Below are 15,605 nucleotides of genomic sequence, written 5' to 3'. Positions count from 1 at the left end.
ATCGGCATCGGCATCGGCATCGGCATCGGCATCGGCATCGGCATCGGCATCGGCATCGGCATCGGCATCGGCATCGGCATCGGCATCGGCATCGGCATCGGCATCGGCATCGGCATCGGCATCAGCGTCTGCATCGGCATCGGCATCAGCGTCTGCATCAGCGTCGGCGTCAGCATCACCGTCCGCATCCGCATCCGCATCCGCATCCGCGTCGGCATCAGCATCGCCGCCATCGCCCACGCCAGGAACCAGGAACGGCACGCCGCTGCTGCCGCCATCGCCACCACCACTCAGCGCGGCGCCCAGGGCCGCAGCGCCCAGTGCACCCAGCGCGAATTCGCCCAGGCCGATGCCGCTGCCGCCCGCGAGCTTCTTGGTCACGGCCAAGGCTGCTGCGTCTGCATCGCTGTCGGGCGGGGTGACCTGCAGGTCACCCGAGGCCACATCCACATTCACTTGTTCGAGGCCGCCGGGCAGCTTGGTCGAGCCGATGGTCGCATCGGTGCCGCCGGTGAAAACGCCGGCCAGCGGCGCCTTGTTGGAAGCCGAGCCGGGGAACAGGACGTTGGCATGTCCGTCCTGCGGAACGATCACGCGATCGCCCGCAATCAATGTCTGGTTGCCGTCCACCGGGATGCGGACACCGTCGCGCATCACGGCCGTGCCGGGCGTAGCATTGGACAATGTGCCGATGCTGGCAGGCCCGGAAGGGGCGGCGGAAGCCATCGAACTCATCGCGGCAGGACTGCCTAGCGGAGTGACGGTGGCCTGGGCGAGAACCACAGGAGCTGCGCTGCTAGCGGCAAGTCCTTCGGTCGAATCGGTCGATGCTTGTGGAGCGTTCATGGCAGCCTCTGTGACAAAAGATGCATGTACAGGGGCAACTTGCGTGCCGCTTTTTGCAGGTTGTGCCAACGAGGCTCCGTAAAGGATTCAAGTCGTTGATTTACATGAGAAATTTTTTGAAAAACCTCTGCACGGCCGCACATCGAAACAGCGCGTAAGGAGGTCATTCCGCGATTCGTTACGTAACGATGTAACGCCCCGTACCCGGAACGCCGCGCGTGTTCCGGCTGCTGCGAAGGCCGTTGCGCGATGGCCTTTCGAGCGACTTCCTCCGCACGCTTTCTTCACTCTCTTCTTCTTGTCTGCATATATATGTTCAACCCCTCCCAGGAAGACGTGCGCCGCTTCTTCTGCGACGTGTACGCCAAGCACCGGCAGGGCCTTCCGATGGAAGCGCTCGAGACCATCGCCGCCGGCTGGATCGACGAGCACCCCGAGTACCACGAGGACCTGGCCGATGCCGATGCCGCCGTGGCGCGCGTGTACGACGGATCGAACGGCCGCGAGAACCCGTTCCTTCACTTGTCGATGCATCTGTCGATCAGCGAGCAGTGCTCCATCGACCAGCCGCGAGGCATCCGCCAGGCCGTCGAGCTGCTGGCGGCGCGCCGCGGCTCGCTGCTGCATGCGCATCACGAGGCGATGGATTGCCTCGGCCAGATGATGTGGGAGAGCCAGCGCGCAGGGCGTCCGCCGGATGGCGAAGGCTACGTGGCGTGTGTGCAGCGCCGCGCGACCAAGGACTGATCAGGGTTTCTGCTTACTCCGCGATGGCAGCACGCCCTGCTGCTTCGCACCCTCGCGCAGCAACGCAGCCATCGCAACGCGCAGCGACGAGGCTTCGGCATCGCTGCGCAACAGCAGGCCGACCGGCTCTTCCGTCCCCGCGGTGTCGATGCGCAAGCGCACGAGCCGGCCTTGCGCCAGTTCGCCGCGCGCGGCGCCCAGCGGCGTGATCCAGACCGCATCCGACACCGCGACCAGCGCGCACGCCACGCCCACGTCGAGCGTCTGCAGCGCATTCGTCGGCAGCACCAGGCCGCGCGCCGAGAGAAAGCTCTCGGTGTTGTGGCGCGGGATCGTGCCTTCGCCGTACACCACCAGCGGGTAGTCGAGCACCGCCTGCACGGGCGCCGGCTTGAGCGCGAGTGGATGGCCGGCGCGCACGGCAAACACCAGCGGCTCGGTGTACAGCAGCTCGAAGCTCAGGCCCCCCATCAGGCGCGGATCGCTCATGCGGCCGACCACCAGGTCGAGCTCGCCGGCGCGCAATTCGTCGAGCAGCACCGCGTTGGCAGCGCTCTTCACCGCGATCTGCGCGGCGGGCCAGTGCGCCCGCAGCCTCGCCAGCGCCGACGGCAACAGCGCAGGTGCCACGCTCGGCAGCGCGCCGATGCGCAGGCGCTCGATGCGGCCGCCCGCCGTCGGTGCCACCGCCTCGGCGCTGGCGTCGAGTGCTTCGAGCACGCGCAGCGCGTGCGCCAGCAACTGTTCCCCGGCCGGCGTGAGCCCCTGCACACCGCGGCGGCCGGCCTGGCTGCGGTCGACCAGGCGCGTGCCCACGATGGCTTCGAGTTCCGAGAGCGTCTTCGACACCGCCGGCTGGCTCAGCGCGAGCCGCGACGCCGCGCGCGCCAGGTGGCGCTCCTGCGCCACGGCGACGAAGGCACGCAGGTGCCGCAGTTGCACGTTGCGCACGAAATCCTGGCGAAGGTCGGCGGGCTTGTTCAATGACTGTTGGTTATGAAAACTGATGCAATCTTCAATTTACATCATCGAACCACGCTTCTAAAGTGGCGGCTCGAGAATTCGTCCCACGACAGGAGACAACGCACATGTTGACCAAGACCAAGGGCGCCGGCGGCCCGATCGCCACGCTCACCCCGCGCGACTGGGAGGCCCACCCCGCCTACATCTACCCGGGCTACAAGTCCACGGGCAAGCGCGGCCCCCAGAAGCCGCTGATCCCGCTGAAGGCTTCGCTCGGCGAACTGCAGCAGCCCGTGTACGGCCACGACAGCATCGGCGAGTTCGACCACGACCTCACCCGCAATGCGCGCAAGAACGGCGAGCCGCTGGGCGAACGCATGATCCTCACCGGTCAGGTGCTCGACGAGCGCCGCCGCCCGGTCGCCAACACGCTGGTCGAGCTCTGGCAGGCCAATGCGTCCGGGCGCTACGTGCACAAGGTCGACCAGCACGATGCGCCGCTGGACCCCAACTTCCTCGGTGCGGGCCGGTGCATGACCGACAGCGAAGGCCGCTACCGCTTCCTGACCATCAAGCCCGGCGCTTACCCGTGGGGCAACCATCCGAACGCATGGCGCCCGCAGCACATCCACCTGTCGCTGTTCGGCCAGAGCTTCGCGAGCCGCCTGGTCACGCAGATGTACTTCCCCGGCGATCCGTTGATGCAGTACGACCCGATGATCACTGGCACCCCCGAGCGCTACCGCAATCGGCTGATTGCCGATTTCAGCCTCGACATCACCGAAGAGGGCTACGCGCTGGGCTACCAGTTCGACATCGTGCTGCGCGGCGCGGACGAGACGCCGTTCGAGAACCGCTGAAAGGAATTCCCCATGTCATTGATGACCGCCCAGGAAGCCGACTTCGGCCAGACCCCCTCCCAGACCGTGGGCCCCTACTTCGCCTACGGCCTCACCGCCACGCAGTACGGCTACGACTTCGACCAGCCCTTCGACGCCGTCGTGGCGCTCGACGGTGCCGCCGGCCAACGCATCCGCCTCGAAGGCCGGGTGATCGACGGCGACGGCAACCCGATCAACGACGCGATGGTCGAGATCAGCCAGCCCGATGGCGAAGGCCGCTATCCGCAGAAGCCCGAAGAAGCGCGCGCGCTGGGCTTTCGCGCCTTCGGCCGCGTCGGCACCGGCACCGATGCGCAGAACCGCTTTGTGTTCCACACCGTCAAGCCCGGCGCCGAATCACCCGGCGAGGCACCGCACATCAACGTGATCGTGCTGATGCGCGGGCTGCTGCTGCATGCGTTCACGCGCGTGTATTTCAGCGACGAGGCCGAGGCCAACGCGAAGGACGCGGTGCTGCAGAGCGTGCCGGCCGAGCGCCGCCACACGCTCGTTGCCGAGCGCGTGGAGCAAGGCGGCGCGGTGAGCTACCGCCTCGACATCCGCATGCAGGGCGCGGACGAGACGGCGTTCTTCGACGTCTGATCTCAGGGAAATCCCCAACAAAAAAGCCCGCATCGCGCGGGCTTTTTTGTTGGGGGGAGCGACGCGCTTATTGCGCGGCGTGGTGGATGCGCGACTCGGGCACCGTCTTCAGCTCACCGGGCACCGAGGCGATGTAGCTGGCCAGCGTCTTGAGTTCGGCATTGGTGAACTTCTTGGGTTCGACCTGGCCGGCCATCACCGCGTTCGAGCGGCCGAGGTGGCTGTTGTTCTTGACGCGGTACGACTTGAGCGCCACGAAGAGGTAGTCGGCATGTTGGCCGGCCAGCTTGGGCACGGTGCCGTCGTTCGGGGTGTTGAAGTTGGCGCCGTGGCACTTGGTGCAGCTGTTGTCGGGACCGTTGCGGCCGACCAGCGCGGTGATGTTCTCGGGCATGGCCTTGGCAAGGGCGGCCGGCGGTGCATCGCCTTCCTTCACGCCCAGCTGGCTGTAGTAGGCGGCCACGTCGGCGATGTCCTGCTCGGAGAGCGAATCGGCAATGGCGCGCATGGTGGGATGCTTGCGGTCGCCGCCCTTGTACTGGGTGAGCGCGGCGGCGATGTAGGTGGCGCTCTGGCCAGCGATCATCGGCACCTTGTGGATCTCGGGGAAGCTGGCCTGGTAGCCGATGATGCCGTGGCAGCCCACGCACATCTGAACCTTCTTTGCTCCGTCCTGGGCCTTGCCAGTGACTTGTTGGGCTTGTGCCGAGAGCGTCACGCAAGCGACAGCAAGGGCAAACATCGTGGTCAACAGCTTGTTCATTTTGCGCGCACAATCTCGTGGAGATACAGTTTTTCGAATCAGCATTCGATTATATGCAGGGGTCTTCCGGAACCCCGTGCAGGCCAACCCTGAGGCTGCACGACGCGCATCGAGTGTGTTCTTTTCTCCACCCTGCCTTTCCACTTCGCTTGCGTTCACTCATGAAATTCAAGGGCTCAGACAACTACGTCGCCACTCAGGACCTGATGCTGGCGGTCAATGCCGCCATCACGCTCAAGCGCCCGCTGCTCGTCAAGGGCGAGCCCGGCACGGGCAAGACCATGCTGGCCGAGGAAGTGGCGCAATCGCTGGGACTGCCGCTCCTGCAGTGGCACATCAAGTCGACCACCAAGGCGCAGCAGGGCCTGTATGAATACGACGCGGTGAGCCGCCTGCGCGATTCGCAGCTGTCCGACGTCGATGGCGGCGAGCGCGTCAAGGACATCCAGAACTACATCGTCAAGGGCGTGCTCTGGCAGGCCTTCACGGCCGACGAGCCGGTGGCCCTCCTCATCGACGAGATCGACAAGGCCGACATCGAATTCCCGAACGACCTGCTGCGCGAAATCGACCGCATGGAGTTCTATTGCTACGAGACGCGCGAACTCATCCGCGCCAAGCACCGGCCAGTGGTGTTCATCACCTCCAACAACGAGAAGGAACTGCCCGACGCGTTCCTTCGCCGCTGCTTCTTCCACTACATCAAGTTCCCCGATGCCGAGACGATGAAGCACATCGTCGCCGTGCACTTCCCCGGCCTGAAGCAAGAGCTGCTCACCGCCGCGATGAAGACCTTCTACGACGTGCGCAACCTGCCGGGCCTGAAGAAGAAGCCCTCCACCTCCGAATTGCTCGACTGGCTCAAGCTCCTGGTGGCCGAAGACATTCCCCTCGAAGCCCTGCAGAGCAAGGACGACAAGGTCGCCGTGCCGCCGCTGGTGGGCGCGCTGCTCAAGAACGAGCAGGACGTGACGCTCTTCGAGAAGCTCGTCTTCATGCAGCGCAACAACCGATGAGCGAATCGCCACGGCCGCATCCCACGGGCCAACTGCTCAAGCTGGGCGTGGCCCAGGCGGTGCTGTTCGTGCTGGGTGCGCTGCTCGGCCGCTGGGTCGGGCTGCTGCTGGGCCTCGATGCCTTCGGCGCCGGCGGCTACGGCAACAAGGAAATCTTCGGCATCCTGTTGATCGGCCTGGGCGGCGGTGGCGGGGTGCAGATCGCACGCGCCTGGTATGTGCGCAAGTACGGCAATCCGAGAAGCTGAAATTCAGGGGTGTTGAGATGGCGTTCGTCGAACCTGTCACGTTGAAGGCCCGCGGCATCGCCCTGGTGCCGCTCTCGCTGGACCACGAAGAGGGCCTGCGCGCCGCGGCCGCCGACGGCGAGCTCTGGAAGCTGCGCGTGACCTCCGTGCCCGAGCCCGAGAACACCCGCGCCTACATCGAGACCGCGCTGAAGACCGCCGACCGCTTCGCCTTCGCGGTCACCGAGGCCGCGACCGGCACGGTGTTAGGCAGCACCAGCTACCACGACATCCTGCCGGCCGTGAAGCGCATCGAGATCGGCTACACCTGGTACGCCGAACGCTGCCAGCGCACCCATGTCAACACCACCTGCAAGCTCCTGATGCTCACGCATGCGTTCGACACGCTCGGCTGCAACGTGGTGGGCTGGCGCACCGACAACTTCAACTTCGCCTCGCAGCGCGCCATCGAGCGGCTGGGCGCCAAGAAAGACGGCGTGATCCGCGGCCACGTGATGCGCCGCGACGGCACCATCCGCGACACCGTCATGTACAGCCTGCGCGCGGGCGAGTGGCCCGAGGTGAAGGCCCAGTTGCTCTACCTGCTCGACAAGCCGCGCGACTGAACCACAAGGAGCGATCTCCATGCTCATCGATTTCTTCTACACCCTGCGCTCGGCCAAGCTGCCGGTGTCCGTCAAGGAATACCTCACGCTGCTCGAAGCGCTTCAGGCCGACGTGGTGGGTCCCAACTCCGACGGCGCCTACGGCATCGACGACTTCTACTACCTCTCGCGCACCGCGCTCGTGAAGGACGAGAAGCACTACGACAAGTTCGACCGCGCCTTCGCCGCCTACTTCAAGGGCGTGGAGATGCTCACCGACTTCACCAAGGAAGTGCCGCTCGACTGGCTCAAGAAGACGCTGGAGCGCGAGTTCACCGCCGAAGAAAAAGCCAAGATCGAGAAGATGGGCTGGGACGAGCTCATGGAAACGCTCAAGAAGCGCTTCGAGGAGCAGAAGGAGCGCCACGAGGGCGGCAGCAAGTGGATCGGCACCGGTGGCACCTCGCCCTTCGGCAACGGCGGCTACAACCCGCAGGGCATCCGTATCGGCGGCGCCGGCAAGAACAAGAGCGCCGTGAAGGTGTGGGACCAGCGCGCCTACAAGGACTACGACGACAGCCAGGAGCTGGGCACGCGCAACATCAAGGTGGCGCTGCGGCGCCTGCGCAAGTTCGCGCGCGAGGGCCACGAGGAAGAGCTGGACCTGGACAACACCATCCACTCGACCGCGGCCAATGCCGGCTACCTCGACATCAAGATGCGGCCCGAGCGCCACAACAACGTCAAGGTGCTGCTGCTCATGGACGTGGGCGGCACGATGGACGAGCACATCCAGCGCGTCGAGGAGTTGTTCTCGGCCGTGAAGACCGAGTTCAAGCACCTGGAGTTCTATTACTTCCACAACTGCGTCTACGACTTCATGTGGAAGAACAACAAGCGCCGCTTCTCCGAGAAGTTCGCGACCTGGGACATCCTGCGCAAGTACAACAAGGACTACAAACTCATCTTCGTCGGCGACGCGACCATGAGCCCGTACGAGATCCTGCAGCCCGGCGGCAGCGTCGAATACAACAACGAGGAGGCCGGCGCCGAGTGGATCCAGCGCCTCACGCACACTTTCCCGAAGTTCGCGTGGATCAACCCCGAGCCCCAGGGCGTGTGGCAATACCGGCAGAGCATCGCGGTGATGCAGCAGCTGATGTCCAACCGCATGTACCCGCTCACGCTGCGCGGCCTGGAAGACGCGATGCGCATGCTCTCCAAGTAATGCACAAGTAGGACACCAGCAGCGCATCGGCAGGACAGCGCCACCTGTATCCGGAAGCTTCAGGAACCGGAAAATCTTGCTGTCAGAATCTGCCCATGGTCAGGGTGGTTTCCGTTTCTTCGCCGGCGTGGTGGCCGGCTTTGCTTTTTTGTGGCGTCCTTCTTTTGCAAGGCTGCAGCTTGCTGCCGAAAAAAGAAAGCACCGAAGGCAAGCCCGTCGCGGGCCTCGTGCGCAGCGGCGATGCCGAAAGCACGCCCGCCAAGGACGAGAAGAAAGCCGACAAGCGCGACGCCTTCACCGTCGACGTGCGCGGGCCTGAAGCGGTGCGCGACTACCTCGCCCTTCACCTCGAAATCCAGCGCTACCGCGAACTCGACGACCTCGGCGCGACGGAAATCTCCCGCCTCATGGTCGCCGCCGAAGCCAATGCGCGCGAACTGCTCGGCACCCTCGGCTACTTCACCCCCACGCTGACGCTCGAACTCAACGAGACGCCCGAGAGCACCAAGGCCCCGCGCGAGATCGTCATCACCGTCGCGCCCGGCGAGCCCACCAAGGTGAGCAACGTGCAGATCAGCTATGCCGGCGCCATCGCCGACGACACCACGGCCGAGGCGCAGCGCGATTCGATCCGCACCGGCTGGGCCCTCCGCGCGGGCCTGCCCTTCACACAGCAGGCCTGGGACGACGCCAAGACCACCGCGCTGCGCAGCCTCACGGCCAAGCGTTTCCCGACCGGCAACATCGAGGTGAGCCGCGCCGAAGTCGATGCCGACCGCAGCGAGGCGCGCCTGAGCGTCACCTACCAATCGGGGCCGGCCTACAAGTTCGGTCCGCTCATGCTGCGGGGCCTGCAGCGCTACGACCCCGACGGCGCACGCCGCATCGCGCGCCTGCCCACCGGCACCGACTACGACCAGCAGAAGCTGCTCGACGCCCAGCAGCGCCTGGCCAGCAGCGGCTACTACGACTCGGTGTTCCTCACGCTCGACACCGAGAGCGGCAACCCGCTGGCCGCGCCCGTCATCGCGCAGCTGCGCGAGGCGCCGCTGCAGAAGGTGGTGCTGGGGGCAGGATTCACCACCGACAACGGCCCGCGCCTGTCGATCGACCACATCCACAACCAGATCCCGCTGCTCGGCTGGCGCGCGGTCTCGCGGCTCTCGGTGGACAACGACATCAAGTCGCTCGGCACCGAGTGGAATGCGATCCCCGACGACAAGGGCTGGCGCTGGTTCTCCGGCGCCGAGCTCAAGCGCGAGGAATCGGGCAGCTACATCGTCGACAGCGGGCGGCTGCGCGGCGGGCGCAACAAGTCCAGCGACCACATCGACCGCAGCTACTTCCTGCAGTACGACTACGCGCAGAACCGCGGTACCAACGCGCCGCCCTCGGCCTCGGCGGTCACCGCCAACTGGGGCTGGACCGGGCGCTACTTCGACAACAACTCGGCACCGACGCGCGGCTACGCGCTCGCGCTCGAACTCGCGGCCGGCTACACGCTCACGGGAGAGCAGACGCCCTTCACCCGCACCTATGTGCGCGGGCTGGGCATCCTGCCGATCGGCTCGGCCGAGGACACGGAGGCGCGCGCCCGCCGCAGCCGCCTGCAAGTGCGCGTCGAGGCCGGTGCGGTGTCGGCGAAGGACTCCGCGCAGATCCCGTCGACGCTGATGTTCCTCACGGGCGGCGACACCACGGTGCGCGGCTACAGCTACAAGCAGATCGGCACCGTGCGCGCCGACGGCCAGATCGTCTCGGGCCGCTACCTGGGCGTGGCGAGCGTCGAGTGGCAGCGGCCCTTCGTCTACAACAACAAGCTCACCGAATGGGAGAGCGTGGTGTTCGTCGATGCCGGCGCCGTGGCCGACAAGCCCGGCGAGCTCAAGCCCAAGGTGGGCGTGGGCGTCGGCGCGCGCTGGCGCAGCCCGGTCGGGCCGGTGCAGGCTGATCTGGCCTACGGCGTGGACACGAAGAAATTCCGCCTGCACTTCCGCCTCGGCTTCACCTTCTGATCCCGCAGCTTTCGATGTCGAACGAAGAAGCCGTCTCCCCGCCCGTGCCAACCGCCGTCAAGCGCTCGCGCGCGCGCCGGGTCATGCGCGCGCTGGCTTGGACCTTCGCGGGCCTCGTCCTTGCCGTGCTGCTGCTCGGCGCTGGCGCGTGGTGGTGGCTGGGCTCGAACACTTCGCTCGCCTTCGCGCTCGCGCAGGCGGCGCAGCGCCTCCCCGCGGGCCAGACGCTCGAAAGCCGCGACGTGAGCGGGTCGCTGCGCACCGGCGGGCACATCGGCTGGCTCAAGTACCAGAGTGAAAGCATCGCGGTCGAGGTGAACGACGCCACCATCGGCTGGCAGCTCGCGCCCCTCTTCCAGCGCAAGGTGCAGCTCGGGGAGGTGCATGCGAAGCAGGTGCTGATCGAGAAACGCGGGCCGCCGAGCGAAGAGCCGACGCAACCGCTGGAGCAACTCGTGCTGCCGGTAGACGTGGACGTCCCCTTCCGCGTCGACGAGGTGCGCTGGGCCAGGCCGCCTGTGCTGCAGGCGACGAACCTCACCGGCAGCTACGTCTACAAGAACGCGGAGCACGCGCTCGAAGTGAAGGGCGTGGACATCGCCGACGGCCACTACAGCGCGCGCGTCAAGCTGCAGGGCCCCGCGCCGATGGCGATCGATGCGTCGCTCGACGGCCGCGTGAAGGCGCCGCTGGCTGCGGACCACAACATCGACGTGATCGCGCAGGCCACCGTGAAGGGCACGCTCGCCGGCACGGCCGCGCGCCTGCAGGTCGCCGCCGAACTCAAGCCCGCCGAAGAGAACGCCGATGCACCGATGGAGGCGAAGCTGCAGGCGCAGATCGCGCCGTGGTTGCCGCAACCGGTGATCGATGCCAAGGCCGATCTCAGCAACGTCGATGCGTCGAGCCTGTGGCCCGGCGCGCCCGAAACCCAGCTCACCGGCACCGTCTCCGTCGAACCCGATGCCGACGCGGGCGCGTCGGCATGGAAGGCCTCGGCCGACATCCGCAACGCCGTGCCCGGCCCGTGGGACCAATCGAAGCTGCCGGTCGAGCAGGTGCAGGGCCGCGTCGGCTTCGACGGCACGAACTGGACCATTCCCGAAGCCACCGTGCGCGCCGGCGGCGGCCGCATCGATGCAGAAGGCCGCTGGAGCCCGGCGCCCGCGCCCTGGCAGATTCGCGCCACAGTGCGCAGCGTCCGGCCCGGCGCATTGCACAGCGAACTCGCCGGTGCACCCGTCAGCGGCCAGGTCACCGCGCAGCAGCGCGAAGACACCATCACTTTCGACGCCGCGCTCAAGGCCGAAGGCGGCGCGGGCAGCAAGACGCTGCCGGGCTTTGCGCTCGACCGCGCGCTGGCCCAAGGCCAGTGGAAAGACCAGGTGCTCGACCTGCGAACGCTGCGCATCGACGCCCAGCGCGCGAGCGTCGATGGCAAGCTGCAGGTGCGCGTGGCCGAGCAGGCGGCGAGCGGCAAGCTCAACCTCGTGCTGCCCGGCGGCGGCGCGCAAGTCGAAGGCCGCATCGCGCCGGACGCGGGTGCAGGCGACATCAAGGCGCGCGTCGACGATGCCGACACCCTGCAGCGCTGGGTCGAAGGCCTGCCCGGTCTCTCGGGCGTGTTCGCGGGCACGACGGCCAAGGGCTCGGCGCGGCTCGATGCGAGCTGGCAAGGCGGCTGGCGGACCATCCAGCGCCGCATCGAGAACGCGAACGCCCCCGCGCAGCGCGGCATCGCGGAGCCCACGCTCAAGGCCGCGCTCACCGTGCCCCGCCTCGACCTGACCTTGCCGGCCGCCCAAGCCGGCGCAGCAGCCACCGCGGTGCAACTGCGCGAGCTGCAAGCCGACCTCTCGGGCAGCCTCGCGCAGGCCGCGCTCACGCTCAAGGGCGAAGCCACCACTGGTACCCAGAAGATCACGCTCGACACCCGCGCCAGCGGCGGCATCGCCGGTGCCAACCAGTGGCGCGCGGCCCTTGCCAGCCTGCGCCTGCAGGCGCAGGACAGCGCGCGCCCGGGCAACCCGTGGATCGTGGAACTGAGCCGCGAAGTCACCGCCACCATCCGCGCCGGCGGCAACCCGGCCCGCCTCGACATCGAAGCCTCCGCCGCTTCGGCCACGCTGCGCGGCCCCGTGCCCGGCACGGTGCGCATCGACTGGCAACCGCTGCGCTTCAGCCAGAGCGGCGCGGCGCCGAACAAGGTGTTCCGCGTGCAGTCGAAGGGCCAGATGCAGGGCCTGCCGATGGCCTGGGCCGGCGCCTTCGGTGCGAGCTCGACACTGAGCGAACTCGGCATCAGCGGCGACCTGATGTTCGACGGTGACTGGGACATCGATGCCGGCGACACGCTGCGCGCCAAGGCCCGCATCGCGCGCCAGAGCGGCGACATCCGCGTGCAGGCGGGCGAGGCCGCGCTGGTCACCCGCATCACGAGCACCGGAACCGGCACCGCGAGCGAACGCACGATGAACTCCGCGTCCGCGGGCGGTGCGGATTCGCCGAGCACCCCGGCGGGCCTGCGCCAGGCCGAACTGCGGCTCGACGCCGAAGGCGACGCCGTCCGCGCCACGCTCGCCTGGGACAGCGAACGCGCCGGCAAGATCAACGCCGACGTCAACACCCGTGTGACGCAACGCGCGGGCGGCTGGCAATGGGCGCCCGATGCGCCGCTCGGCGGCAGCATCAAGGCCACGCTGCCGAACCTGGGCGTGTGGTCGATGCTCGCGCCGCCGGGCTGGCGCATCGCCGGCACGCTCGATGCGAACGCAGCGCTCTCGGGCAACCGCGCGGCGCCGCGCTGGAACGGCACGCTCGGCGCCGACAAGCTCGCGCTGCGCGCACCGGTCGAAGGGCTCGACCTGCGCGACGGACGCCTGCGCGCCAGCCTGACCGGCGAGCGCATCGAGATCACCGAGTTCACGCTCAAGGGCGGCGCCGGCAGCTCGGCCCGCATCGGCGGCCAGAGCGGCAACCGCAGCACCGCGGCGAGCGAGGCGAACACCGATGGTGGATCGCTCTCGGCGCGCGGCGACATGAGCTGGGGCAGCGCACCGGGCACCGCCACACCGAGCATCCGCATGGCCCTGCAAGGCGAACTGCGCGCACTGCGCGTGCTGGTGCGCACCGACCGGCAGGTCACGCTCTCGGGCGACCTGCAGGCGCGCCTGGACAACGGCCAGTTCACCGTGCGCGGCAAGCTCAAGACCGACCGCGCCGTCATCATCCTGCCCGACGAGACCGCGCCCAGCCTCGGCAGCGACGTGGTCGTGCGCTCCGCCGCCAAGGACCGCGAGGCCGCCGAAGCCGCGCAGCGCGAATCGGCCCGCGCCGATGCGCAAGCCGCCAAGCCGCAGACCGCGAAGCCGCCCGACATCGTCGTGAACTTCGACCTGGGCGATGACTTCGCGGTGCAGGGCCGCGGCATCACGACGCGGCTCGAAGGCGACCTCGAGATTCGCAGCACCAAGCTCAATGCGCCGCCGCGCATCACCGGCGAAGTGAAGACCGTGAAGGGCCAGTACCGCGCCTACGGCCAGCAGCTGGACGTGGAAACCGGTGTGGCACGCTTCAACGGCCCCTTCGACAACCCGCAGCTGGACATCCTCGCGATCCGCCCGAACATCTCGCAGCGCGCGGGCGTGCAGATCTCCGGCAGCGCGCAGTCGCCGCGCGTGAAGCTCTACTCGGAGCCCGCGCTGTCCGATGCGGAAACGCTCTCGTGGGTGATCCTCGGGCGCGCCTCGGCCACCAGCGGCGGCGAATCGGCGCTGCTGCAGCAGGCCGCGCTCGCGGTGCTGGGCAAGATCGGCAAGGCCGGCAGCGGCGGCAGCCTCGCGAGCCGCTTCGGACTGGACGAACTCGGCTTCAAGGGCCCGGGCAGCGGCGGCGACCTGCGCGAGTCGGCAGTGACGCTGGGCAAGCGGCTGTCGAAGGATTTCTACGTGACCTACGAACGCAGCCTGGGTGGCACCTTCGGCACGATCTTCATCTTCTACGACCTCACGCAGCGCCTCACACTGCGCGGACAGGCGGGCCAGACCAGCGGGCTCGACCTGATCTACACGGTGAAGTACGACTGATCGAAATCCTAGGGACTTCGATCTTGACCGGGCCGAACCCGGAGTTAACAATTCATTGACGCCTTCACTGAGGAGCGACGATGAAAAACGATGGAGACAAGGGCGGCTACAGCCCAGTGCACGACCGTCGGACGCACGACGCGCCGACGTCCTCGCGGATCGCGCTCGTGCGCAGCGCGCTGCATGTGGTGATCGCGGTCGTCGCGCTGCTGGCGATCGCCACGTCGATCCCGCACTGGGGCGGCGACAACTTCCCCGTACTGAGCCTGGTGATCTACGTCGCAGGCATGGTGTTCATCGCGATGCCGCTGTGCCTTTGCTATGAGGCGCTGCTCAAGTCATACGCAGAGCAGCAGCAGATGAGGCACCCCAGCCCCACCTGACCCCATCTAGCCCGCGTCGCCGCCACCCGGCGGAAACTGCTCTTTCCTTCCAGCCAGCTCGACCGCCCCGCCCGGCAGCAGGTTCGCACGGTGGCTGCGCACCGCCGATGCCACGATCGGCATCAGGTGCGTCGCGCCGCCCGCTTCGAGCGCGCGGATCAGCTGCATGCGCATGCTCGGCGCCCAGAACGATTTCAGGTGCGCCGCGATCGCGCCCGTCGACAGGGTCGCGTTGTCGGGCGACTGGGCCTGGAAGAAGCTGCCGATCTGGTTGGCCATCTTGACCAGTTGCGCCGTCGGATCGTGGTCGTGCATGCACTGCCTTTGAAGAGATGAATTTGCCGGCAGCTCGCGTCAGTGCGCGCGGCTTCCGGTCGATGTGAAATCCCGACCGGCCGTCGTCACGCGCTCCGGGTGGCTGTAAACCGCCAGGTCGTCCTTGCGCGCGAAGCCGACCAGCGTGAGCCGCGCGCGTTCCGCGGTGGCCACTGCGAACGAGGTTGGCGCCGACACCGCAGCGAGCAGCGGCACCCCCGCCATCGCGGTCTTCTGCACCATCTCGAAACTGGCGCGGCTGGTGACGGCGATGAAGCCGGCCGATGCATCGACGTCGTTGCTCGCGAGCGCACCGATCAGCTTGTCGAGCGCGTTGTGGCGGCCCACGTCTTCGCGCAGCCACATCACCTCGCCCGCGGCCGAACACCATGCCGCCGCATGCACCGCGCCGGTGGCCTGCTGCAGCGTCTGCAGCGACTGGAACTGCGACATTGCGCGCGCGATGGCCTGGCGATCCAGCGCCACGGCATCGCCGAGCACCGGCAGTTCGCGCGACACGTGCGCCAGGCTCTCGGTGCCGCAGAGGCCGCAACCCGTGCGCCCGGCGATCGTGCGGCGCCGCTGCTTCAGGCGTGTGAACGCGGCGCTCGATACCTGCAGCCGCACCGTGATGCCGAGGTCCGAAGGGGCGATCTCCACCGAATAGAGTTCGTGCGGCGCATCGAGGATGCCCTCGCTCAGCGAAAAACCGAGCGCGAAGTCCTCCAGGTCCAGCGGCGTCGCGAGCATCACCGCATGCGAGATGCCGTTGAACTCCAGCGCCACGGGCACTTCCTCGGCCACCCAGTCCTGCACCGCGTAGGCCTCGCCGCCGCGCACGCCGTGCACGGGCAGCAGCAATGCGCCTTCGCAGAAGGTGTCGGCGCCTTCGGCGGCCGGCAGGGTGGCGATGTTCATGCGTTGCCTG

At 67.6% G+C, this 15,605-nt stretch carries 14 protein-coding genes and 1 pseudogene; 10 read left to right on the top strand and 5 right to left on the bottom strand.

The window, feature by feature from the left end:
- A pseudogene (locus tag ACSFA7_RS29240) lies at nt 1–846 on the bottom strand (hypothetical protein); the annotation flags it as partial.
- A 312-nt stretch (nt 847–1,158) separates the two neighbouring features.
- On the opposite strand from ACSFA7_RS29240, the gene ACSFA7_RS29235 reads away from it, so the two are divergent.
- Complete coding sequence (locus ACSFA7_RS29235) at nt 1,159–1,593, top strand: DUF1841 family protein (protein ID WP_007838777.1); 435 nt, start codon at nt 1,159–1,161, stop codon at nt 1,591–1,593.
- Here the strand turns inward: ACSFA7_RS29235 and ACSFA7_RS29230 are convergent, their stop codons facing one another.
- Complete coding sequence (locus ACSFA7_RS29230; protein ID WP_435502583.1) at nt 1,594–2,577, bottom strand: LysR substrate-binding domain-containing protein; 984 nt, start codon at nt 2,575–2,577, stop codon at nt 1,594–1,596.
- Between the two features lie 104 nt (nt 2,578–2,681).
- On the opposite strand from ACSFA7_RS29230, the gene pcaH reads away from it, so the two are divergent.
- Together pcaH and pcaG are read left to right on the top strand one after the other, a co-directional pair.
- A complete protein-coding gene (gene pcaH / locus ACSFA7_RS29225) occupies nt 2,682–3,416 on the top strand; it encodes a protocatechuate 3,4-dioxygenase subunit beta (protein WP_435502582.1) in 735 nt (244 codons plus the stop codon).
- 12 nt (nt 3,417–3,428) lie between these two features.
- A complete protein-coding gene (gene pcaG / locus ACSFA7_RS29220; RefSeq protein ID WP_435502581.1) occupies nt 3,429–4,040 on the top strand; it encodes a protocatechuate 3,4-dioxygenase subunit alpha in 612 nt (203 codons plus the stop codon).
- Between the two features lie 67 nt (nt 4,041–4,107).
- Here pcaG and ACSFA7_RS29215 read toward each other — a convergent pair whose 3' ends face one another.
- Nucleotides 4,108–4,803 carry a c-type cytochrome gene (locus tag ACSFA7_RS29215; RefSeq protein WP_435502580.1) on the bottom strand — a complete coding sequence of 232 codons (696 nt, stop codon included), beginning with the start codon at nt 4,801–4,803 and terminating at the stop codon, nt 4,108–4,110.
- Nucleotides 4,804–4,964: 161 nt separating this feature from the next.
- On the opposite strand from ACSFA7_RS29215, the gene ACSFA7_RS29210 reads away from it, so the two are divergent.
- The 7 genes from ACSFA7_RS29210 to ACSFA7_RS29180 all read left to right on the top strand — a co-directional run bounded on the left by ACSFA7_RS29210 (nt 4,965) and on the right by ACSFA7_RS29180 (nt 14,362).
- On the top strand, nt 4,965–5,819 hold the full coding sequence (locus tag ACSFA7_RS29210) for an AAA family ATPase (protein WP_042581872.1): 855 nt from the start codon (nt 4,965–4,967) through the stop codon (nt 5,817–5,819).
- A complete protein-coding gene (locus tag ACSFA7_RS29205; protein WP_176659112.1) occupies nt 5,816–6,067 on the top strand; it encodes a hypothetical protein in 252 nt (83 codons plus the stop codon). The genes ACSFA7_RS29210 and ACSFA7_RS29205 overlap by 4 nt, the downstream gene beginning before the upstream one ends.
- A gap of 17 nt (nt 6,068–6,084) precedes the next feature.
- A complete protein-coding gene (locus ACSFA7_RS29200; RefSeq protein ID WP_435502579.1) occupies nt 6,085–6,672 on the top strand; it encodes a GNAT family N-acetyltransferase in 588 nt (195 codons plus the stop codon).
- 19 nt (nt 6,673–6,691) lie between these two features.
- Complete coding sequence (locus tag ACSFA7_RS29195; RefSeq protein ID WP_435502578.1) at nt 6,692–7,879, top strand: vWA domain-containing protein; 1,188 nt, start codon at nt 6,692–6,694, stop codon at nt 7,877–7,879.
- 95 nt (nt 7,880–7,974) lie between these two features.
- Nucleotides 7,975–9,894 carry an autotransporter assembly complex protein TamA gene (locus ACSFA7_RS29190; RefSeq protein ID WP_435502577.1) on the top strand — a complete coding sequence of 640 codons (1,920 nt, stop codon included), beginning with the start codon at nt 7,975–7,977 and terminating at the stop codon, nt 9,892–9,894.
- A gap of 14 nt (nt 9,895–9,908) precedes the next feature.
- Entirely contained in the window at nt 9,909–13,979 is a 4,071-nt protein-coding gene (locus tag ACSFA7_RS29185; RefSeq protein ID WP_435502576.1) for a translocation/assembly module TamB domain-containing protein, read from the top strand.
- An 80-nt stretch (nt 13,980–14,059) separates the two neighbouring features.
- The gene (locus ACSFA7_RS29180) at nt 14,060–14,362 is read left to right on the top strand and encodes a hypothetical protein (protein WP_435502575.1); all 303 of its coding nucleotides are present in this window, start codon (nt 14,060–14,062) and stop codon (nt 14,360–14,362) included.
- A gap of 6 nt (nt 14,363–14,368) precedes the next feature.
- On the opposite strand, the gene ACSFA7_RS29175 is transcribed toward ACSFA7_RS29180, so the two are convergent.
- A complete protein-coding gene (locus ACSFA7_RS29175) occupies nt 14,369–14,677 on the bottom strand; it encodes a formate dehydrogenase subunit delta (RefSeq protein ID WP_435502574.1) in 309 nt (102 codons plus the stop codon).
- Between the two features lie 39 nt (nt 14,678–14,716).
- Complete coding sequence (gene fdhD, locus ACSFA7_RS29170; protein ID WP_435502573.1) at nt 14,717–15,595, bottom strand: formate dehydrogenase accessory sulfurtransferase FdhD; 879 nt, start codon at nt 15,593–15,595, stop codon at nt 14,717–14,719.
- Nucleotides 15,596–15,605: the final 10 nt, after the last annotated feature.

The sequence above is a fragment of the Variovorax trehalosi genome, from assembly GCF_051216415.1.
Lineage (GTDB): Bacteria > Pseudomonadota > Gammaproteobacteria > Burkholderiales > Burkholderiaceae_C > Variovorax.
The sequence above is the reverse complement of the archived record's forward strand: the minus strand, read 5'-3'. Positions and strand labels throughout refer to the sequence as shown.

Coding starts and splice junctions, on each gene's coding strand:
- pcaH (WP_435502582.1), top strand. CDS start 2,682: ATGTTGACCAAGACCAAGGGCGCCGGCGGCCCGATCGCCACGCTCACC.
- ACSFA7_RS29235 (WP_007838777.1), top strand. CDS start 1,159: ATGTTCAACCCCTCCCAGGAAGACGTGCGCCGCTTCTTCTGCGACGTG.
- ACSFA7_RS29190 (WP_435502577.1), top strand. CDS start 7,975: ATGGTCAGGGTGGTTTCCGTTTCTTCGCCGGCGTGGTGGCCGGCTTTG.
- ACSFA7_RS29195 (WP_435502578.1), top strand. CDS start 6,692: ATGCTCATCGATTTCTTCTACACCCTGCGCTCGGCCAAGCTGCCGGTG.
- ACSFA7_RS29175 (WP_435502574.1), bottom strand. CDS start 14,677: ATGCACGACCACGATCCGACGGCGCAACTGGTCAAGATGGCCAACCAG.
- ACSFA7_RS29205 (WP_176659112.1), top strand. CDS start 5,816: ATGAGCGAATCGCCACGGCCGCATCCCACGGGCCAACTGCTCAAGCTG.
- ACSFA7_RS29180 (WP_435502575.1), top strand. CDS start 14,060: ATGAAAAACGATGGAGACAAGGGCGGCTACAGCCCAGTGCACGACCGT.
- fdhD (WP_435502573.1), bottom strand. CDS start 15,595: ATGAACATCGCCACCCTGCCGGCCGCCGAAGGCGCCGACACCTTCTGC.
- pcaG (WP_435502581.1), top strand. CDS start 3,429: ATGTCATTGATGACCGCCCAGGAAGCCGACTTCGGCCAGACCCCCTCC.
- ACSFA7_RS29200 (WP_435502579.1), top strand. CDS start 6,085: ATGGCGTTCGTCGAACCTGTCACGTTGAAGGCCCGCGGCATCGCCCTG.
- ACSFA7_RS29210 (WP_042581872.1), top strand. CDS start 4,965: ATGAAATTCAAGGGCTCAGACAACTACGTCGCCACTCAGGACCTGATG.
- ACSFA7_RS29185 (WP_435502576.1), top strand. CDS start 9,909: ATGTCGAACGAAGAAGCCGTCTCCCCGCCCGTGCCAACCGCCGTCAAG.
- ACSFA7_RS29215 (WP_435502580.1), bottom strand. CDS start 4,803: ATGAACAAGCTGTTGACCACGATGTTTGCCCTTGCTGTCGCTTGCGTG.